At 63.3% G+C, this 15,524-nt stretch carries 14 protein-coding genes and 1 pseudogene; 5 read left to right on the top strand and 10 right to left on the bottom strand.

Features of this window, described 5'->3' with window-relative positions; translation table 11 throughout:
• Positions 1–115: 115 nt before the first annotated feature.
• Together ON26_RS32420 and ON26_RS35090 are read left to right on the top strand one after the other, a co-directional pair.
• Positions 116–313, top strand: coding sequence for a hypothetical protein (locus tag ON26_RS32420; RefSeq protein WP_174375420.1), 198 nt, complete (start codon positions 116–118; stop codon positions 311–313).
• A gap of 274 nt (positions 314–587) precedes the next feature.
• A pseudogene (locus ON26_RS35090) lies at positions 588–860 on the top strand (transposase); the annotation flags it as partial.
• A 58-nt stretch (positions 861–918) separates the two neighbouring features.
• Here ON26_RS35090 and ON26_RS19735 read toward each other — a convergent pair.
• The 5 genes from ON26_RS19735 to ON26_RS19720 form a co-directional block, all read right to left on the bottom strand.
• Positions 919–1,308, bottom strand: coding sequence for a hypothetical protein (locus tag ON26_RS19735; protein ID WP_051027245.1), 390 nt, complete (start codon positions 1,306–1,308; stop codon positions 919–921).
• A 246-nt stretch (positions 1,309–1,554) separates the two neighbouring features.
• The gene (locus tag ON26_RS19730) at positions 1,555–2,619 is read right to left on the bottom strand and encodes an ISAs1 family transposase (RefSeq protein WP_218000607.1); all 1,065 of its coding nucleotides are present in this window, start codon (positions 2,617–2,619) and stop codon (positions 1,555–1,557) included.
• 213 nt (positions 2,620–2,832) lie between these two features.
• The gene (locus tag ON26_RS19725; protein ID WP_245545916.1) at positions 2,833–3,138 is read right to left on the bottom strand and encodes a hypothetical protein; all 306 of its coding nucleotides are present in this window, start codon (positions 3,136–3,138) and stop codon (positions 2,833–2,835) included.
• Between the two features lie 1,463 nt (positions 3,139–4,601).
• Positions 4,602–4,991: a hypothetical protein gene (locus tag ON26_RS33485; protein ID WP_157171945.1), complete on the bottom strand. Its 390-nt coding sequence runs from the start codon at positions 4,989–4,991 to the stop codon at positions 4,602–4,604.
• Complete coding sequence (locus ON26_RS19720; RefSeq protein WP_157171944.1) at positions 4,988–7,969, bottom strand: nucleotidyltransferase family protein; 2,982 nt, start codon at positions 7,967–7,969, stop codon at positions 4,988–4,990. Before ON26_RS19720 ends, ON26_RS33485 begins: the two co-directional genes overlap by 4 nt.
• Positions 7,970–8,689: 720 nt before the next feature.
• On the opposite strand from ON26_RS19720, the gene ON26_RS19715 reads away from it, so the two are divergent.
• The 3 genes from ON26_RS19715 (at position 8,690) to ON26_RS19710 (ending at position 10,889) form a co-directional block, all read left to right on the top strand.
• Complete coding sequence (locus ON26_RS19715; RefSeq protein WP_040797645.1) at positions 8,690–10,078, top strand: NsdA family TPR-like regulatory protein; 1,389 nt, start codon at positions 8,690–8,692, stop codon at positions 10,076–10,078.
• Between the two features lie 31 nt (positions 10,079–10,109).
• Positions 10,110–10,409: an MTH1187 family thiamine-binding protein gene (locus ON26_RS32410; protein ID WP_083884219.1), complete on the top strand. Its 300-nt coding sequence runs from the start codon at positions 10,110–10,112 to the stop codon at positions 10,407–10,409.
• A 279-nt stretch (positions 10,410–10,688) separates the two neighbouring features.
• On the top strand, positions 10,689–10,889 hold the full coding sequence (locus tag ON26_RS19710) for a hypothetical protein (protein WP_051027243.1): 201 nt from the start codon (positions 10,689–10,691) through the stop codon (positions 10,887–10,889).
• 201 nt (positions 10,890–11,090) lie between these two features.
• Here ON26_RS19710 and ON26_RS19705 read toward each other — a convergent pair whose 3' ends face one another.
• The 5 genes from ON26_RS19705 to ON26_RS19685 all read right to left on the bottom strand — a co-directional run bounded on the left by ON26_RS19705 (position 11,091) and on the right by ON26_RS19685 (position 15,511).
• Entirely contained in the window at positions 11,091–11,852 is a 762-nt protein-coding gene (locus ON26_RS19705; protein WP_040797644.1) for a DUF6390 family protein, read from the bottom strand.
• Positions 11,849–12,910, bottom strand: coding sequence for a Nickel transporter NicT (nicT, locus tag ON26_RS19700; protein ID WP_218000606.1), 1,062 nt, complete (start codon positions 12,908–12,910; stop codon positions 11,849–11,851). Before nicT ends, ON26_RS19705 begins: the two co-directional genes overlap by 4 nt.
• A gap of 93 nt (positions 12,911–13,003) precedes the next feature.
• On the bottom strand, positions 13,004–14,086 hold the full coding sequence (gene hypE, locus ON26_RS19695) for a hydrogenase expression/formation protein HypE (protein WP_040797642.1): 1,083 nt from the start codon (positions 14,084–14,086) through the stop codon (positions 13,004–13,006).
• Positions 14,079–15,191 (bottom strand): hydrogenase formation protein HypD, encoded by a 1,113-nt coding sequence (gene hypD / locus ON26_RS19690; protein ID WP_040797641.1) that lies wholly within the window; start codon positions 15,189–15,191, stop codon positions 14,079–14,081. Before hypD ends, hypE begins: the two co-directional genes overlap by 8 nt.
• Positions 15,188–15,511, bottom strand: a complete 324-nt coding sequence (locus ON26_RS19685) for a HypC/HybG/HupF family hydrogenase formation chaperone (protein WP_040797640.1) — start codon at positions 15,509–15,511, stop codon at positions 15,188–15,190. Before ON26_RS19685 ends, hypD begins: the two co-directional genes overlap by 4 nt.
• Between the last annotated feature and the right edge of the window lie 13 nt (positions 15,512–15,524).

The following is a 15,524-nucleotide window of genomic DNA, read 5'->3' as shown; positions in this document are numbered from 1 at the left end:
GTGATGATGCCCTCATCTTCCGAAGCGCAGTGCGGATCGGCAACCACCAGAAGGTGACCTGCCCCATCCTTTGGGTTCCAGTCCGGGTGGCTAACTGGCGGCGCATGTTGGTGTCGTGTCGGAGAGTAGTTGGGCACGCGAGCACTATCTGCGTCGCCGCGCACACGGTGACCGGCACTCCGCCGCGCTTCGCAACCTGGTGAACAAGATGTTCGGTCAGCTCTACTACTGCCTCCATCACCGGCAGGAATTCGACTCGGTCAAGGCATTCGCCCACCCCATCACAACTGCCCCGGAACCCGTCGCCGCTTGACACTTAAAAGCATCGGAGGTCTTGTTCGTGCTGTTCACCGGGATCGGATGGGAAGAGTTGCCCCAAGAACTCGGGTTCGGCTCAGGAATGACCTGCTGGCGCCGGTTGTGCGACTGGCAAGCAGCCAGGGGTGTTCGAGAAGATGCACCAGCAGATGCTCACCCACAGCCACGCTGCCGGGCTGATCGACTTCCACCGCGTGTGATGGTCGACGCCTTACACGTCCGGGCGAAAAGGGGGCGCCGCGGCAAGCCCCTCCCCGGTCGATCGCGCCAAAACCGGTTCGAAGCACCACATCTTGACCTGCGGCAACGGGTTTCCCCTCGCGGTGACACTGTCCGCAGCCAACGTCAACGACCACCTCATGCTGCCCGAACTCCTCGACCGGGTGAAACCGCTGCGTGGCCGGCCCGGCCGGCCACGACACCGCATCCGCATCTTGATCGCCTTCAGGCCGGTTCTCTCGATGTCGTCGAGGGCTCGAGAGATCTGGTCGACCCGCCCGAATGCGATCTTCGATCCGAGCCGACCTGTCATCCAGTGTTGAACGACACATCGAGATCAAGACCGAGTGCGCAGCAAATCAGGCATTGATCATGGGCATATCATGACAAGGCTTCGCCAGCCTCCCACAAGGCGAATGTCTGAGAATATATTTTGTCGATGAGTTCGATCTCTTCGCGCGTGAGCCTTCGATTCTCGCATTCCGCATCGTCGAATATGCCCTTGACGATCCGATAGAGTGGAAACACGGGACCTTCGCCCGAAATATAGGCGGCTCGCATGCTTTCGGTTTCGGTAACGAATTCTCTGAAAGTCATACGCCAGATATCTGCGCTGGTCATGTTGATCATCGCCTCGCCGACGATCCGGTCTTCGGCTTCCACAAACTGGCCGGTCCTCCAGTCCAGAACCGATCCCACACGTTCACCATTCTCGGCGATCTCGATCCGCAGTTGGCGTCCGAAGTAGTGATAATATTTTGTCTCGGTCATGGCTTCGGCAATCCTTTCATGAGTTCGGCTAGTACTCCAGCCGGACTTTTTGATCGGTGATGCTGCTGGTCAGCGGGCTGGACGTGGAGCGGCCACCGCGTGATCATGTCGTGTTTGTGTGTGACACAACTGAATTGGCGGTGGCCGCGGCTGCCATCGTAGACCCTGATCGGTGGCAGCGGGAGTTCGAGGAGCTGACCAGGCGCGTGGGTACCCGGTTCGCCAGGGTCCCGTCATTGTCGGGTTTCAGCAGGTCAGTAGCAGTTCGAACGGTCGATTGAAGTTGTTGGCGTAGTGGCGTTGAGCGGCGGCGATGTTCGAGTGGCCGGCAAGGCGGGCGAGGCTGATCGCGGTGTTGCGCAGCGTTGCCAGGACCTGTGGAGCCGAGCCGGTGCGGGCTCGGCAACGGTCCTCGTCGTAGGTGACATCACGAATCCAATGGGCACGGTTCTCGATTCCCCAATGTCCTCGCAACCATCCGGCGATCTGTTCGGGTGTGGCATCGGTCGCGGTAAGGCTGGTGACGGCATACACGGTTTCGGTGCTGCGTTTGCCGGTGGCGCGATCGGTGCGGGTGCGGGTCACTCGCAGTACCTGTTCGGCACCAGCGAATCCGATACCGGCACCGACCGCTGCCGCCTTCAAGGTCCGGCGTTCGCGGCGGCCGTGGTCGGACCCGACGCTCGACGTTGCGACCGGAACATGTGACCAGGGAAGCGATTTCAGTTGTTTGCGCAGCGTCGGCTGATTGTTCTTCACGGTAAGGATGTAGTGGCCGCCGCGCTCGGTGATGGCTTCGGCGGTCTCGCGGCAGCAGTGCGCGGCGTCAGCGGTGATCACCGCGCCGACGATGTCGAGGGTGGCCAGAAGTGCACGCAGACCAGGGACTTCACTGGTCTTGGCTGCGACCGCGACCTGGGTCAGGATCGTGCCGGTTGCCTGACACAATCCGGCAAGCAGGAACGGTAGGTTGCCTGCCGCGTCACGGGCTCGCCGCACAGCTTTGCCGTCGAACGCGATGACACGACGCCCGCCGGTTCTGTCGGTGCGCAGCCACATCCACGCCCCGATCGCGGCATCGAGACTGTTGCCGTCGATGTGTGAGAACAGTCGGCGGATAGTCGCCTCCGACGGCACGGGCCGAGCACCGAAGCCGGTCAGGACCGAGGTGGGGGCGTCGGCGGCCCAGTGCGCGATCGCGACGAAGGAGCGGGCACCGGCCAGGGTGGCTGCCACTCCAAGCGCCAGCACAGTCGCCAACCGGTGGCGGCGACCCCGCCGTTTCCGTGGATCAGGAACCTCGGCAAGCACTTCCAGCAAACCTGTGGGTACGACAAGGTCGTAGACAGAGTCTGCCACGGCGGGCGATCGGGGCCCCGCGGTGGCATTCGTGTCGGCGACCGGCGATGATGACAACGCGGACACAGCAACGGCTTTCGACGATCAGGTGTGAGAACCACGATCATCACCGGGTCGGGGCTGTGTCCGCGCCAGCGACACACCCCGATTCTGCAGGTCACACCCTCACTTCATGACCTTGACGGGACCCTGGTGGGCTTCCTGGTTGTCGACGACCGCCTCGGTGACCGCCGCCTGGAAATCCTGCGATTCCATGAACTGCTTCTTCGAGTTCACCTTGGTCTGGTTCACCAGGTCCGGGTAGGCGAGCAGCCGCTGCACCAGTCCTTGCACGAATTCACGGATCTGCGACGCGGTGAACGACTCGGCGCCGAAGAGGTCGTTCATCTTGTCGATGACGACCTGTAGCGCGACGTACTTCGGCTCCTTCCGGGTGCCGGTGCCCGCCACGTGTCTCTGCGAGTACGTCATCGAGTTTCTCGGTGGGGGCGTGCTCGTTTTCGGGCCTTCTCGATCGGTCCCGGATCGTAGCGCAGTTCGCATTCATCGACGCTGTACGACTCTTCCCACCAGCTAGGGACATATCCATTCAAAAACGTCTCAAATGCGTAGCAGTTCGAACACCATTCCCACAATCTTCCGGGGCCAGCGAAACTTACACCGCGCAGGCGTTTCGGGAGTCTCTCATCGAGCTTGTGCCATCGGTGTAGGCTATGCGATCCGCATACCGGGCAAACACCTTCGATGTCGGCGCCTTTCCAGTCATTGTTGAACACCCTTCGCCAGGGCTTGTAAAATTCCTCTTCGATCGGATGCCATTGCATTTCTGTATTCATCGGTATCCCTCGATCCAGCTCTGAAGGGCGTTTCCGGAACCAAATGGCGTGCCATCGTCCAAGGATGGCGCACTCACCACCTGAAATCGCTTGTCATCAGGCTTCGACCGTATTTCGGTCACGACTGGTGATGCTCCAGAGTGCGCCACTCCGAGGGGGCGAGAGGTCAGGGGCCGAGAATCGCAGCGGGTTCGCGCCCCTGGAGTGCGAAGCATGCTCGGCGGTAGCGTCGTTGCACCCAGGTGCAACAGATGATCCGGGTTCGCGGCAGGGCGCGCCCTGGGTGGCGTCCGAGGGTCTGCGCCAGGACTACGGTGCTGAGGCTTCCCGTAGCAGTCCTGTCTCACGCATCATGACAAGGCTTCGCCTGCCTCCCACAGGGCGAACGTTCGACGGTAGATTTCCAGGATGGTCTCGAGCTCCTCGACGGTGATCGGACGCCCTTCGCTTTCCGCGACCTCTCGTATGCCCTGGATGATCCGGTACAGAGTGAACGCGGGTCCGTCGCCGGATGCAGCGGTAGATCGGGCATCAACTCTGTTCTCGACTCCGCCAGCGCCGCCCAGCGAACAGCCGCCTTCGCCATCCGTACACCCAACCCGCCGATTCCGGAGCGCCTCAGCACTTCCTCCATTTGAAGCTCCAACTCCCGATGCAGCTCGAAACCCGGTGCGACAGAATCGATAATATCGCCGAAAGGCCAGTGCTCAGCCGCGTTGTAGTGTTTCGCCCACAGGGCGCTGCGACGCAAATATTCCGACATCAGTTTTGCTCTGGATCGAGCGTGGCACTCGACGTCTCGGCGAACCAGTCCACCGCATCAAGGCGGGCTACGATACTGCTCGGGGACGCGTTGATCATCTGACATCCACTTCGTTGATCGACCGTGTGGTGCAAATATGATGACGGCGAGGTGTGCGGTCAGTTCCTGGACCTTAGTGTCGTATCATCAGGCTTCGACCGCATTTCGGTCACGACTGGTGACGCTCCGGAATGCACCACTCCGAGGGGGCGGGAGGTCGGGGGCGGTGGTCCGAGGATCGCAACGAGTTCGCGACTGCGGCGCTGGGGCTTCGCGCAGCAGTCCTGCCTCGCGCATCATGACAAGGCTTCGCCTGCCTCCCACAAGGCGAACGTCTGCTGATAGATCCTGTTGATCAGTTCCATCTCTTCTCGGGTGAGCCGTCGTTTTTCTCGCTGCGCGACTTCATATATTCCCTTGGCGATCTGATAGAGAGGAAACACCGGACCTTCCCCCGAAACGAAGGTGGCTCGCGCTCTTTCGGTTTCGGAAACGAATTCTTCGAAAGTCATGCGCCAAATATCCGCGCTTGTCATGTTTACCTGGGCTTCTACCATGACTCCACGTGGGGCCTCGACGAACTGTCCGGTACTCCAGTCCAGAACGGATCCCCTCTGCGCTCCGTTGTCGCTGGTTTCGATTTTCAATTGACTACCAAAATAATGGAAGTATTCAGTGTGGGTCACAGCTTGGGCATCCCTTTCATGAGCGCTTGGATGAATATATCATTAGCCCGCTGACTGAGTCCATCTATAATGGCCTGTCCGGCGAGGCTCGGAATCTCGTCATGTGGAGATCCGGTGTTGATTTTTAGTCCGCGCGAGATTTCATACAGGGCATGGTCGAACTTGTCTGAAACTTTGTCTATACTCTTGAGGTGTAGCCGGAGTTCGACAACGAGGCCATTCGGTGCTTGCACGTTCATAAGTATGTCACGGTACCCGCTCGACGCTGGGTCTATGAACCGGTCCTTCACTCTCAGGATTTTCAGGCCTGATCGCTCGATGTCGTCGAGGGCTCGATAAATGTCATCGACCCGCTCGAATGTGATCTTCGATCCGGCCAGATCGACAAGTCGGGCGGCATCGTTCTTGTACTCGACGAGCTTTTCGTCGACTCGCGCTCGGCTCTTGGGTAACTCTCGCCCCTTGGATACGCCTCCAACACGTCGTTCCAGGGTCTTCGTCAGGTCATCCAGGAATCGTTGTGCGTCGTCCCACTTGTCGTACATCTCGTCCACGAATTTTCCAACATACTCAGGATCTGTCGCTCGTTGCAGGTCGAATCCTGGTTGGCGAGGCGTGGGTGCCCCTGCGAGGTTCGTCTCGGCCGTTGCCTTCGCGCGCGAAGAGACGGCCAGCTGTGAATCTGTCAAGCGGGTCGACTTCAGCATCTCGCTTGTGTTCTTGGAGGTATAGCGTATCCCGTGCCGAAGGCCGTAGACCGTATCGTGCAAAATGTCCACAGCTTTCGGGTGTTTCAAGAGGGAAACCAGCGTCTCCGGAGATTTCAGCAAGAAGGATTCCAGAGTGGTGTTCATCTGGATGGCTTCCAAGGCCTTCTGATTCGTCGGCAGCAGGAAGCGGACTGCGTCTCCGGTCGACAGCTCTCTCAAGCCGATCTTCGTGGGCTTGCCGGCTGCACTCGCGCGGTCGAGTGCTTCGCGAACGTACTGTCGGTCGAGATACTCGCCGACAGTGAGGCGTGACGGATTTCCGACATTGAGGAAATCGGAGATTCGGGTCGATGTTGTGCGTAGCGCTACGGAGGTCTCGGTGTAGAGGGCGCCGGTCAGCTCTCTTCCCGCCCGGATGCCTGCTTCTGTCTTTTGTCCGAGCGCGATAGTCGCGTCCCACATTCCGGTCGGTGCATAGACCTGAGTGGCTGGCAGTGTGAGAGCGGGTCTCCGGGCGGCGCTGCTTGCTGCGAGGAATGCTGTGCTGCCCGGGCCACCGAGTTGGTTCAGGGTGAGGGCAATGTTGGCCTTCGAGACCCCTTGGCGTGTCAGTTGTGTGGCGATGAGTCGGTTGCCGATTTGGCGGCCGATGTTCAGCCCGAGGGACGGGATGCCGACGAACATGAAGGTGGTTTCCAGCACGAGTGCCGACTGGTCTTCGACATGCCCGGAATCGAGGAAGTTGGTGGTGAGTGGTGTCGTGATGCCGTCTTTGGTGTCGAATTCCGTGATTCTCAGGCCCAGGTAGTCGAGCGTTTCGAGTCTGGTGATGTTGCCTTCGGCGTCGAAGCGTGCGGTGCTGGAGAACTCTTTGCCGTTCTCGTCGAGAGCGAACCATTCCTGGTAGCTGGTTCCGTCCGCGTTCATGAGGATCGGGCCGCGACGGTGGTATGGGTCGGAGCGCCAGGTGGCGGTCAGCGGGTCGAACTGGTTGGCGTAGTTGGGGCCGCCGATGGCGTTGTTGTAGCGGTCGATCGGTACCTGGGTGCCGTCCGGATAGAGCACGAAACGCGAGCGATCGGAGCGAGTGACGATGCTGAGTGGTTCGCCGTTGGTGTGTCCGGGAATTGTCGCGATCGCGACTTCGGTGCCATCTGCGGTGGCGAGCGCCGTCTCCAGTATTCCGTCCGGGCCGGTCCGGAATGCGGACGAGTAGGTCGAGCCGTCGGGGGTGATTCCTGTGGAGTGGCCGCCCAGCCCATCCGGGTCCAGTTGCGCGACCTCGATCGTTTTCCCGTCCAGCTCTTTGAAGATCTGGTGGTCGGGATACTGGACCGAGTGTGTGCCATCGGGGTTGGCGGTCCAGGTGGTGTATCCGCCGCGGCCGTTGCTGACGGACCGCATGGAGGTGAGGCCGCGGGAATCGGTGATGGTGGTGTCGCGGCTCATTCCGGCGGTGCCGGGCACCTCGGTCGATACGGCGGCGGAGATCACGATGCCGTGTTTGTTGTAGACGTCGGTGTGGATCGCGCCGGTCTGCTGGTCGATGCGGGTGACCGATTTGGTCTGGTCGGGGTTGACGGTGATGGTGATGCCGCTGGGGAGTGTCCGGCTCTGGCCGGGCTTCAGCGCCGGCCCCTTGCCCATGGCGAGGAGATCGAGAACGGATCCCACGTTCGGCAGGTCGGGGTTGTCGGTGCCCGGTTCCGGTAGGGCTGTGTCGGGTTGGGTTCGAGCGGGCTGTGCTGCCGCCTGGTCTTCTGTACTCGAATTGGGCGCTGCCTGTGGGGCGCCGGAATTCGGGCCAGGTGTGGTCCCGGAAGGTTGTGGCCAAATCTCTTCCGGGCCGACCGGGTACTCCGGCGGCGTGGCGGGGCTCGGTGCCGGGGCGGGCATGGCAGGCCAGATGCCTTCGGGGCCCACTACCGGTGCCTGTTCTGGAATCGGTTCCAGGCCAAGGAGCATCGACGGGGGCAGTCCCGAGACGGCCTGTACCTTCATATCGTCCACGCGGCGTAGGCGTTCGAGCATCGCTGCCGCACTTGTCGGGGTCATCCCGTTGAAGGTGAAGACCCGTCCCTCGGTTTCGGGATCGGCTGCCGGTGCGGGAGTCATTCTGGTGATCCAGGCAGCGCGTTCGGCGACCCAGGACGGGGGTTGCCACTGGTGGCGAGGAGCAGCCATATCGCATCTCTCTCCTTGGTAGAGCAGTTGACCAGCGGCTCGACGGGCGACTTCACCGGCGAGCCGCTCGGTCTCTGAAGGCATGAAAAAGATCCGAACCCCGCAGCGGGATCCGGATCGGTGGACGCGGCCCCGGAACCGATGGCATCGGATGTCCGCGAAGACAACAGAGCAGCGAAGCCGGGGCTCGAGCGGTAGGTGATCGAGATGGTCGGCCGACTGAAGATGCTCAGCCCGCGGTGCCGCCCGAGGTTCTCCGTCGGGCGCGCGGCACGACGCGACACGGCCTGCTGCGGTGGGTGGACGGGTTCGAAATGGACTGTGGCCCTGTGCATCACTGGATGCCGCAGGGCCACGAAAGGAGGTTTCCCGGCTGATCTCCGGGGATGTGGGCGCAGATATAGCGCTGCAACAAGAATCACGCAAGCACGATCAGATGTCAACGACTATCTCTACGCCCGAGGCGAAATGGCTGGTAGAGCTGCTGATTTGGCTGCGCTGGCCGGTGCGAACCGGCGCGGCCTGCTGCACGGCGCGGTGACACCCCTGCAGAACCGGATCAATCACCGCTGCCCGACCCGAACAAGGATTCGACCGCAGGAGGCACACGCACCTCGACTACCACGACATCGTGCCGTCAGAGCGGCGTCCCCGCCGAAAGCAGGACAGAGCCGTTGGTCTTTCAGTCCCGCATCGGGAGAGCACTCCCAAGAACTTCCTCTGCGATGCGGGATTGCAGACACGCGCCGAAAACCGAGCCCTACGCTGCCGTACACGACCAGCAAACACCGAGGGGCGGGCGTAATGATCGTAGTGACGAAGTGGACCGGGTTGGAGGTGCGTGCTCTGCGCCGGGAGGCTTTGCGCATAAGCCAGCGCGAACTGGCCGAGATGACCGGCTTCTCCGAGGCAGCGGTCGGGAAGTGGGAGCGTCGCGGCAAAACGATCACCCTGACTGGTGAGTTCGCCGCAGCCATGGACACGGCGCTGAGCAGGCTCGATAGCCAACAGCTGGCCCGATTTCAAGCTCAGCTGACTGACTTGGTGCAGCGCGACGCATCCGATCGTGGTTCGGAGAATCGTCCTATCATCGGGGCGGAAGGCGCCGGCGATCTTCCGGTACCCGATGCCGCGACAAGGGAAGCCGAGGACGAGGTGAACCGCAACGAGTTTCTGCGCGGACTGCTCGTGGCCTCGGCCGCAGCCGTGACCGAGGGTCTCGATGCGGTCGGGAGTACGCCTTCCATCGAGCCACCGGTTCCCCGCCGGGTGGGGATGGACCATGTTGCCCAGGTACGAGCATGGGCAGGACTGTTCCGCGCCGCCGATGACGCGGGCCTGCGGATCGGTGAGGCGATAGCCGCGCAACTGCGGACAGCTGTCGGATATCTCGATGCGGACATGCCGACGCACGTGCGGACCGCCATGCAATCGGCGGTCGGGACATTTTTCCGCGTCGCTGGATGGGCATACTACGACCGCGGACAGCACGGTCCGGCTCGAGCACATTTCCAAGCAGGTTGGCGATTGGCCGATGAGGCCGGCGAGTGGTGGTTACGCGCTGCAATTCTGACTTGTATGGCGCGGCAATCCATCTATCTCGGCAAGGCCGATGAGGCGCTGACCATGCTGGGTGTCGCCTCGGTGCGCTCCGACCGCATCTCCTTGCTGCGTCGAGCCGACATCGCTGCTGTACAGGCGCGTGCGTTCGGCCGGCTGGGCAACGACGTGGAGTGTGTCAGGTCTGTTCGGCAAGCGGAGCAATTCTTTTCAGAGGCAGCAGACCAACACCACGCCGATACAGAATACGAAGGGTTCGGTACCTACTACACCGAACAGTTGCTGAACAGCGACGCCGCACATGGGTTGTTCGATCTGGCATACGAGCGAAACCTTCAGGTAGACAACATTGTCGACCGTCTGCGGGGTGCGCTGCAACTGTCAGACAAGCATGCCCGATCTCGGCAACTCGGTCTCACACGGTTGGCGGCTTTACAGCTCCGCCACGGCGACCTCGACGAAGGGGTGGCCCTCGGCGTAAAGGCTGTCGAGAATGCCTCCGGCACAACGTCGATGCGCGTGCTGGACGAGTTCAAGAAGGTGTATCAGGCAACCGGCGAAGACCGGATCAAGAACGCCACAGGCGTGCTCGAGCTGCGGCGTGGCATCGCCGACCTCTTCGAGACCGTGTAGTTGAGATAACCGAGCACAGCAAGGAGTTACAGTGATTATCGCCTTCTCGGTTACGCCGGTAGGTTCCGGAGAAAGTGTTGGTGCGGCAGTCGCCGAAGCTGTGCGCATTATCCGCGCCAGTGGTCTACCCAACGAAACCAACGCATTGTTCACGACCATTGAAGGCGAATGGGATGAGGTCATGGCGGTGATCAAACAAGCCATCGATGCTGTCATGGAAGTTTCGCCACGATGCAGCATCGTGCTCAAGGGTGACGTACGCCCTGGTTCATCGAACGCGATTACGTCGAAAATCGAGTCGGTGGAGCGCCATTTGAAGGAATCCAGGTAGGAAGTCGCCCCTCTCAGTGCTGCTTGCCAGCAGGCCGATGGATCGAGACCTGCTCAGCCACAACCGCGCACCCGGACGTACCGATGCGATCGGAAGTGATATGTCGCTCGTCCGAATTTCCCCGGGCGGTGCCCATCTGATCGCCGCTGATATCGCCGGACCGGTGTTATTATAAATGGCGGAAGAATGGAAAGTGGGATTTAAGATGAACTCAGGGACGTTATGGCCACTCCCGATGGTGGAGCGTGGTATTCGATGACGCTCACTATTACTCCTGATATGCGGGTTGTCGCGAGATTCGATTACGAGAACGAACCGGAGTGGAGCGGCTTCGGTCCACCGGCCTACAACAGCTTCGTGAGGGAACTCGAAAGATTTCCCCGATCGGAGGAGAAATTGCCCGCTTGGTTCCGTCCCCGGATGGAAGAGTCGCGCCTCGAGGCATTGGAGTACGAGGCCATACTTGCCGAGGACGACTGATTCTGGATTCGCTGATGAGATCGGCTGCGAGCCTTTCCGGCTTGTGCTTCGGCAGTCGGTGGACCTGCCGGCAGGCCGGAAGTGGTTGCTGGACAATGTGAAACTGAGTTCTTGGGGGATGCGGGCGGTTCGGGCGTAGCTGTTCACCGGGGGACGGGGCCTCCAGTGGCATCGAGAACGGACGATCGCCGATGTCGCGTGTCACGGCGGGGCGGTCGTCGCCCGTGCGAGCCTGCGATTGGTGGCTCGCAGTTGCTGTTCGGTGCTGATTGTCAGCGCTCGCGCTCGGGTGGGGGTCAGCCGGTCGCACAGTCGGTTCCAGTGCAGTGCGACCAGTTGACCCGGTGCCGCGTCGGGTACCGCGGAGAAGCCGTCCGCCCACACCGGGATCGACCGCGTCTCGGGTGCGCTCAGGGTCAGCCGGTGGCCGTCGAACTCCAGGCGGGGGCACTCGACCACGACCTGGTCGTCCGCACGCGCCAGGATCGTGCCCCAGTTGATCCGGCAACTGTCGAGCACATGTACCGGATGGTCGCCGCCCCGGCCGAGCAGGCGGGTCCACGGATAGATACCGAAGACGTGGAAACAGTGGTTCGCCGCCGCCTCCTCGTTCAGCGAACCATCGGTGAGGTATTTCCAGTAGTGCCCCGCGGCCGGACCTATCACCGCCAGCAACTCGGCGACGAAGGTCGCCGGGTCCAGCCGCGCACCGATACCGCCTCCGAGCCAATACGACTCGACCAGGCGGTGATCCAGCGGATCGTCGATGCCGGTCATGCGCGACATGACCTGCAGGTAGGGCCATGCTCCGGTGAAGCTGCGCGCGACGGCCCGCACGTCCGCGGCGGAACCGTCACGCAGCGCCGTCGTTCCCGACGGGCCGCAATAGCCCAGGTGATTCGGCGCGTAGGCGAACCGGGCGAACATCTCGGCTCCCCCGGTCGCGGTGGCGGGTGTGTTCACGAGTCCACCGGCGATCCCGGCCGCCAGCGCCGTTCGACATCACCGATCCGCCAGACCGCTACCGCGACCGCCCAGGTGAGGACGAACAACCCGACGATGATGAACCCCATCGCCCCGAGATCGAGTTCGCCGACCCAGGCCAGCGGACCCGAGTCGAGGTCGAGCTTCTCGGTCATGATCGAGATGATCTCCTGCGCGCCGATCAGCAGCGCCACCGCGACCGACAGGCCGGTCACCACGATGTTGTAGTAGACCTTGCGCACCGGTCCCGCGAAGGCCCAGCCATAGGCGTAGTTCATGACCGACCCGTCCAGTGCGTCGAACAGCGTCATGCCGGCCGAGAACAGCACGGGCAGTACGAGAATCGCGAACCACGTCAGGTCGGTTGCCGCCGCGCCGCCCGCGATGACGAGCAGGCCGACCTCGGTGACGGTGTCGAAGCCGAGTCCGAACAGCAAGCCGACCGGATACATCTGCCGTGGTGTGCGGACCGCGCGCATCAGCGGCCCGAACACCCGGTTCAGCGCACCCCGATCCAGCAGCCTGCGTTCGAGTTCGGCCTCGTCGAAACAGCCCTGCCGCATGCCGCGGAACACCCGCCATATCCCTATCAGGGATATCAGATTCAGCAGTCCGATCAGGATCAGGAAGGTGCCCGAGACGCCGGTGCCGAAGACGCCGGTCCACTGCTGCAGCCGCGAGTTGTCGTCCTCCAGATTGGCCGCGAGCGTCTTGACACCGGCCGCCAGCAGGGCGACCAGGACGAACACGATGGTGGAATGACCGAGCGCGAACCAGAATCCGACCGTCATGGGTTTCCGGTTCTCCGCCACGAGTTTCCTGGTCGCGTTGTCGATGGCGGCGATGTGGTCGGCATCGAACGCGTGCCGCGCGCCCAGGGTGTACGCGGTGACCCCGAGGCCGACGCCGAACACCGCGCCGTCCACGAGGTAGCCGCCGGGCACCACGAGCAGCAGCAGCGTCGCGAATCCCAGCAGGTGCAGCGCCGCGATCGCGAGAGCCATCCCCGTGACGCTGCGTCGCTGCCCCGGCTCCAGGTCCGACCAACCGGCGCGTATCGCCGCCGTCGACAACCGCACTGTCGGGCACCTCGTTTTCTTCCCGGCCGGCGGATCGGATGACCCGCCGCGTCAACAGATACGCGGCAACTGCTCCCCGGCAGGCAGATCCACCACCCGGGTACCGCCGAGCGCTGTCCGCGCCACGACCATGCCCGGATGCTCCTCGACGCAGACGCCGATCACGGCCGCGCGGGCGCCCAGCGGGTGCGCGCGCATCGCCTCCAGCACCCGGTCCGCGTCGTCGGGCGCCACGAAGGCGATCAGTTTGCCCTCGTTGGCCACGTACATCGGGTCGAGGCCGAGCAGTCCGCAGGCGTCGCGCACCGCGGCGGGCACCGGCAGCGCCGTCTCGTCCAGCGAGACCCCGATACCGGCGGTGCGGGCGATCTCGTTCACCGTGGCCGCCACCCCGCCCCGGGTCGGATCGCGCAGGGTGTGCACATCCGCGCCGCTGCCCAGCATCGCGGCCACCAGGCCGTTCAGCGGGGCGGTGTCGCTGAGCACCGTCGTCCCGAATTCCAGCCCCTCCCGGCAGCTCATCACGGCGATACCGTGCACCCCGATATCGCCGCTGATCAGGACGATATCGCCCGGCCGAGCACGCTGGGGCCGGATATCGACCTCGCCGTCGATGATGCCGATGCCCGTGGTGTTGACGTAGATGCCGTCACCGTGGCCCGCGTCCACCACCTTGGTGTCACCGGTCACCAGGGTCACTCCCGCGGCCGCCGCGGCGGTGCCCATCGCCTGGGCGACGGCGGCGATCTCGGACAGCGCGGTGCCCTCCTCGAGGATGAACGCGGTGGACAGCGCCAGCGGCCGCGCACCGGCCATCGCGAGATCGTTGACGGTGCCGTTGACGGCGAGCTCACCGAGCGAGCCGCCGGGAAACACGCGCGGTTTCACAACGAAGGAATCGGTAGAGAACGCCAGCCGCGTGTCGCCGACCGTCAGCACGGCGGAATCGCCCATGCCCGCATCGGCCGCGGCGCCGAAGGCGGGCAGGAACAGATGCTCGATCAGTTCGCCCGACATCGCCCCGCCGCCGCCGTGGCCCATCACGATGTTCGGCGCGTCGCGCAACGGCATCGGGCAGACCCACGCGTCCGCGTCGATCGTCGCCCGGGCGGGCATGATCGGATCCTCACGCATGGGCCACCTCCGCGGGCTGGTCCAGGCGCCGGTAGAGGTAGTAGGCGGCGCACGCGCCTTCCGAGGACACCATGGTGGCGCCCAGCGGGTTGCGTGGTGTGCACGTGGTGCCGAACGCGGCGCACTCGTTCGGCTTGATCAGACCCTGCAGCACCTCGCCGGAGCGGCAGACAGCCGATTCGGCGGTGTGCAGATCGCCGACGGAGAAACGGTGTTCGGCATCGTAGTCGCGGTAGCGCGGGGAGAGCCGCCAGCCGCTGTCCGGGATGACCCCGATGCCGCGCCAGGCCCGGTCGGTGACCTCGAAGACATCGGCCAGCATGGCCTTGGCGGCCGGATTGCCTGCCTCCGACACCGCCCGCGGATAGGCGTTGTCGACCTCGTGGCGGCCGGACTCCAGCTGCGCCACGGTGCGACGGATGCCTTCGAGGATGTCCAGCGGCTCGAATCCGGTGACCACCATGGGGACCCCGTAGCGCTGCGCGAGCGGCGGATATTCCTGGGTTCCCATCACCGAGCACACGTGCCCGGCCAGCAGGAAGGCCTGCACCCGGCACCGCGGCGACTCCATGATCGCGGCGATCGCCGGCGGCACCAGCACATGCGACACCAGCAGCGAGAAGTTCCGGATGCCGAGACGCCGAGCCTGGTACACGGTCATCGCGTTGGCGGGGGCGGTGGTCTCGAAGCCGATGCCGAAGAAGACGACCTGACGATCCGGATTGGCTCTGGCCAGTTCCAGCGCGTCCAGCGGCGAGTAGACCACCCGGACGTCTCCGCCTTCGCTCTTGACGTGGAACAGATCCTTCTCGCTGCCGGGAACCCGGAGCATATCGCCGAACGAGCAGAAGATGACCCCGGGCCGCGCGGCGATCTCGAGTGCCTTGTCGATCACCTCGAGCGGCGTGACACAGACCGGGCAACCGGGTCCGTGGATCATCTCGATCCGGTCCGGCAGCAACTGGTCGATACCGTGGCGGATGATCGAATGTGTCTGCCCGCCACACACTTCCATGATCGCCCAGCGGCGGTCCGTGGTGGCCCGGATCCGTTCGAGAAGGCGCTTGGCCAGCTCCGGGTTGCTGAATTCGTCGAGATACTTCATGGCTCCTCCTCGGGGTCACGCTGGTCCGTCGTGTCCGGGTTCTCCTCTCCCGCTTGCGCGGCCGCGACGGCGAAACCGTCCGCGAACTCCTCCTTCAGCACGCCGAGGTGTTCGAATTCGGCGAGGGTCTGCAGCGCGGACTCCTCGTCCAGGCGCTGGATGGCGAAACCGACGTGCACGACGACGTAGTCGCCGACCGCCGCGTCCGGTATGTACTGCAGGCACACGTCCTTGTGCACGCCGCCGAAGTCGACGACCGACATCAGCGTGCCGTCACGCTCTTCGAGGCTGAGCACCTTTCCGGGAACCGCCAGGCACATATCTGCTCCTTTC

The organism is Nocardia higoensis NBRC 100133 (genome assembly GCF_000308595.1).
Classification (GTDB): domain Bacteria; phylum Actinomycetota; class Actinomycetes; order Mycobacteriales; family Mycobacteriaceae; genus Nocardia; species Nocardia higoensis.
This window is presented reverse-complemented; position numbering and strand designations above follow the sequence as displayed.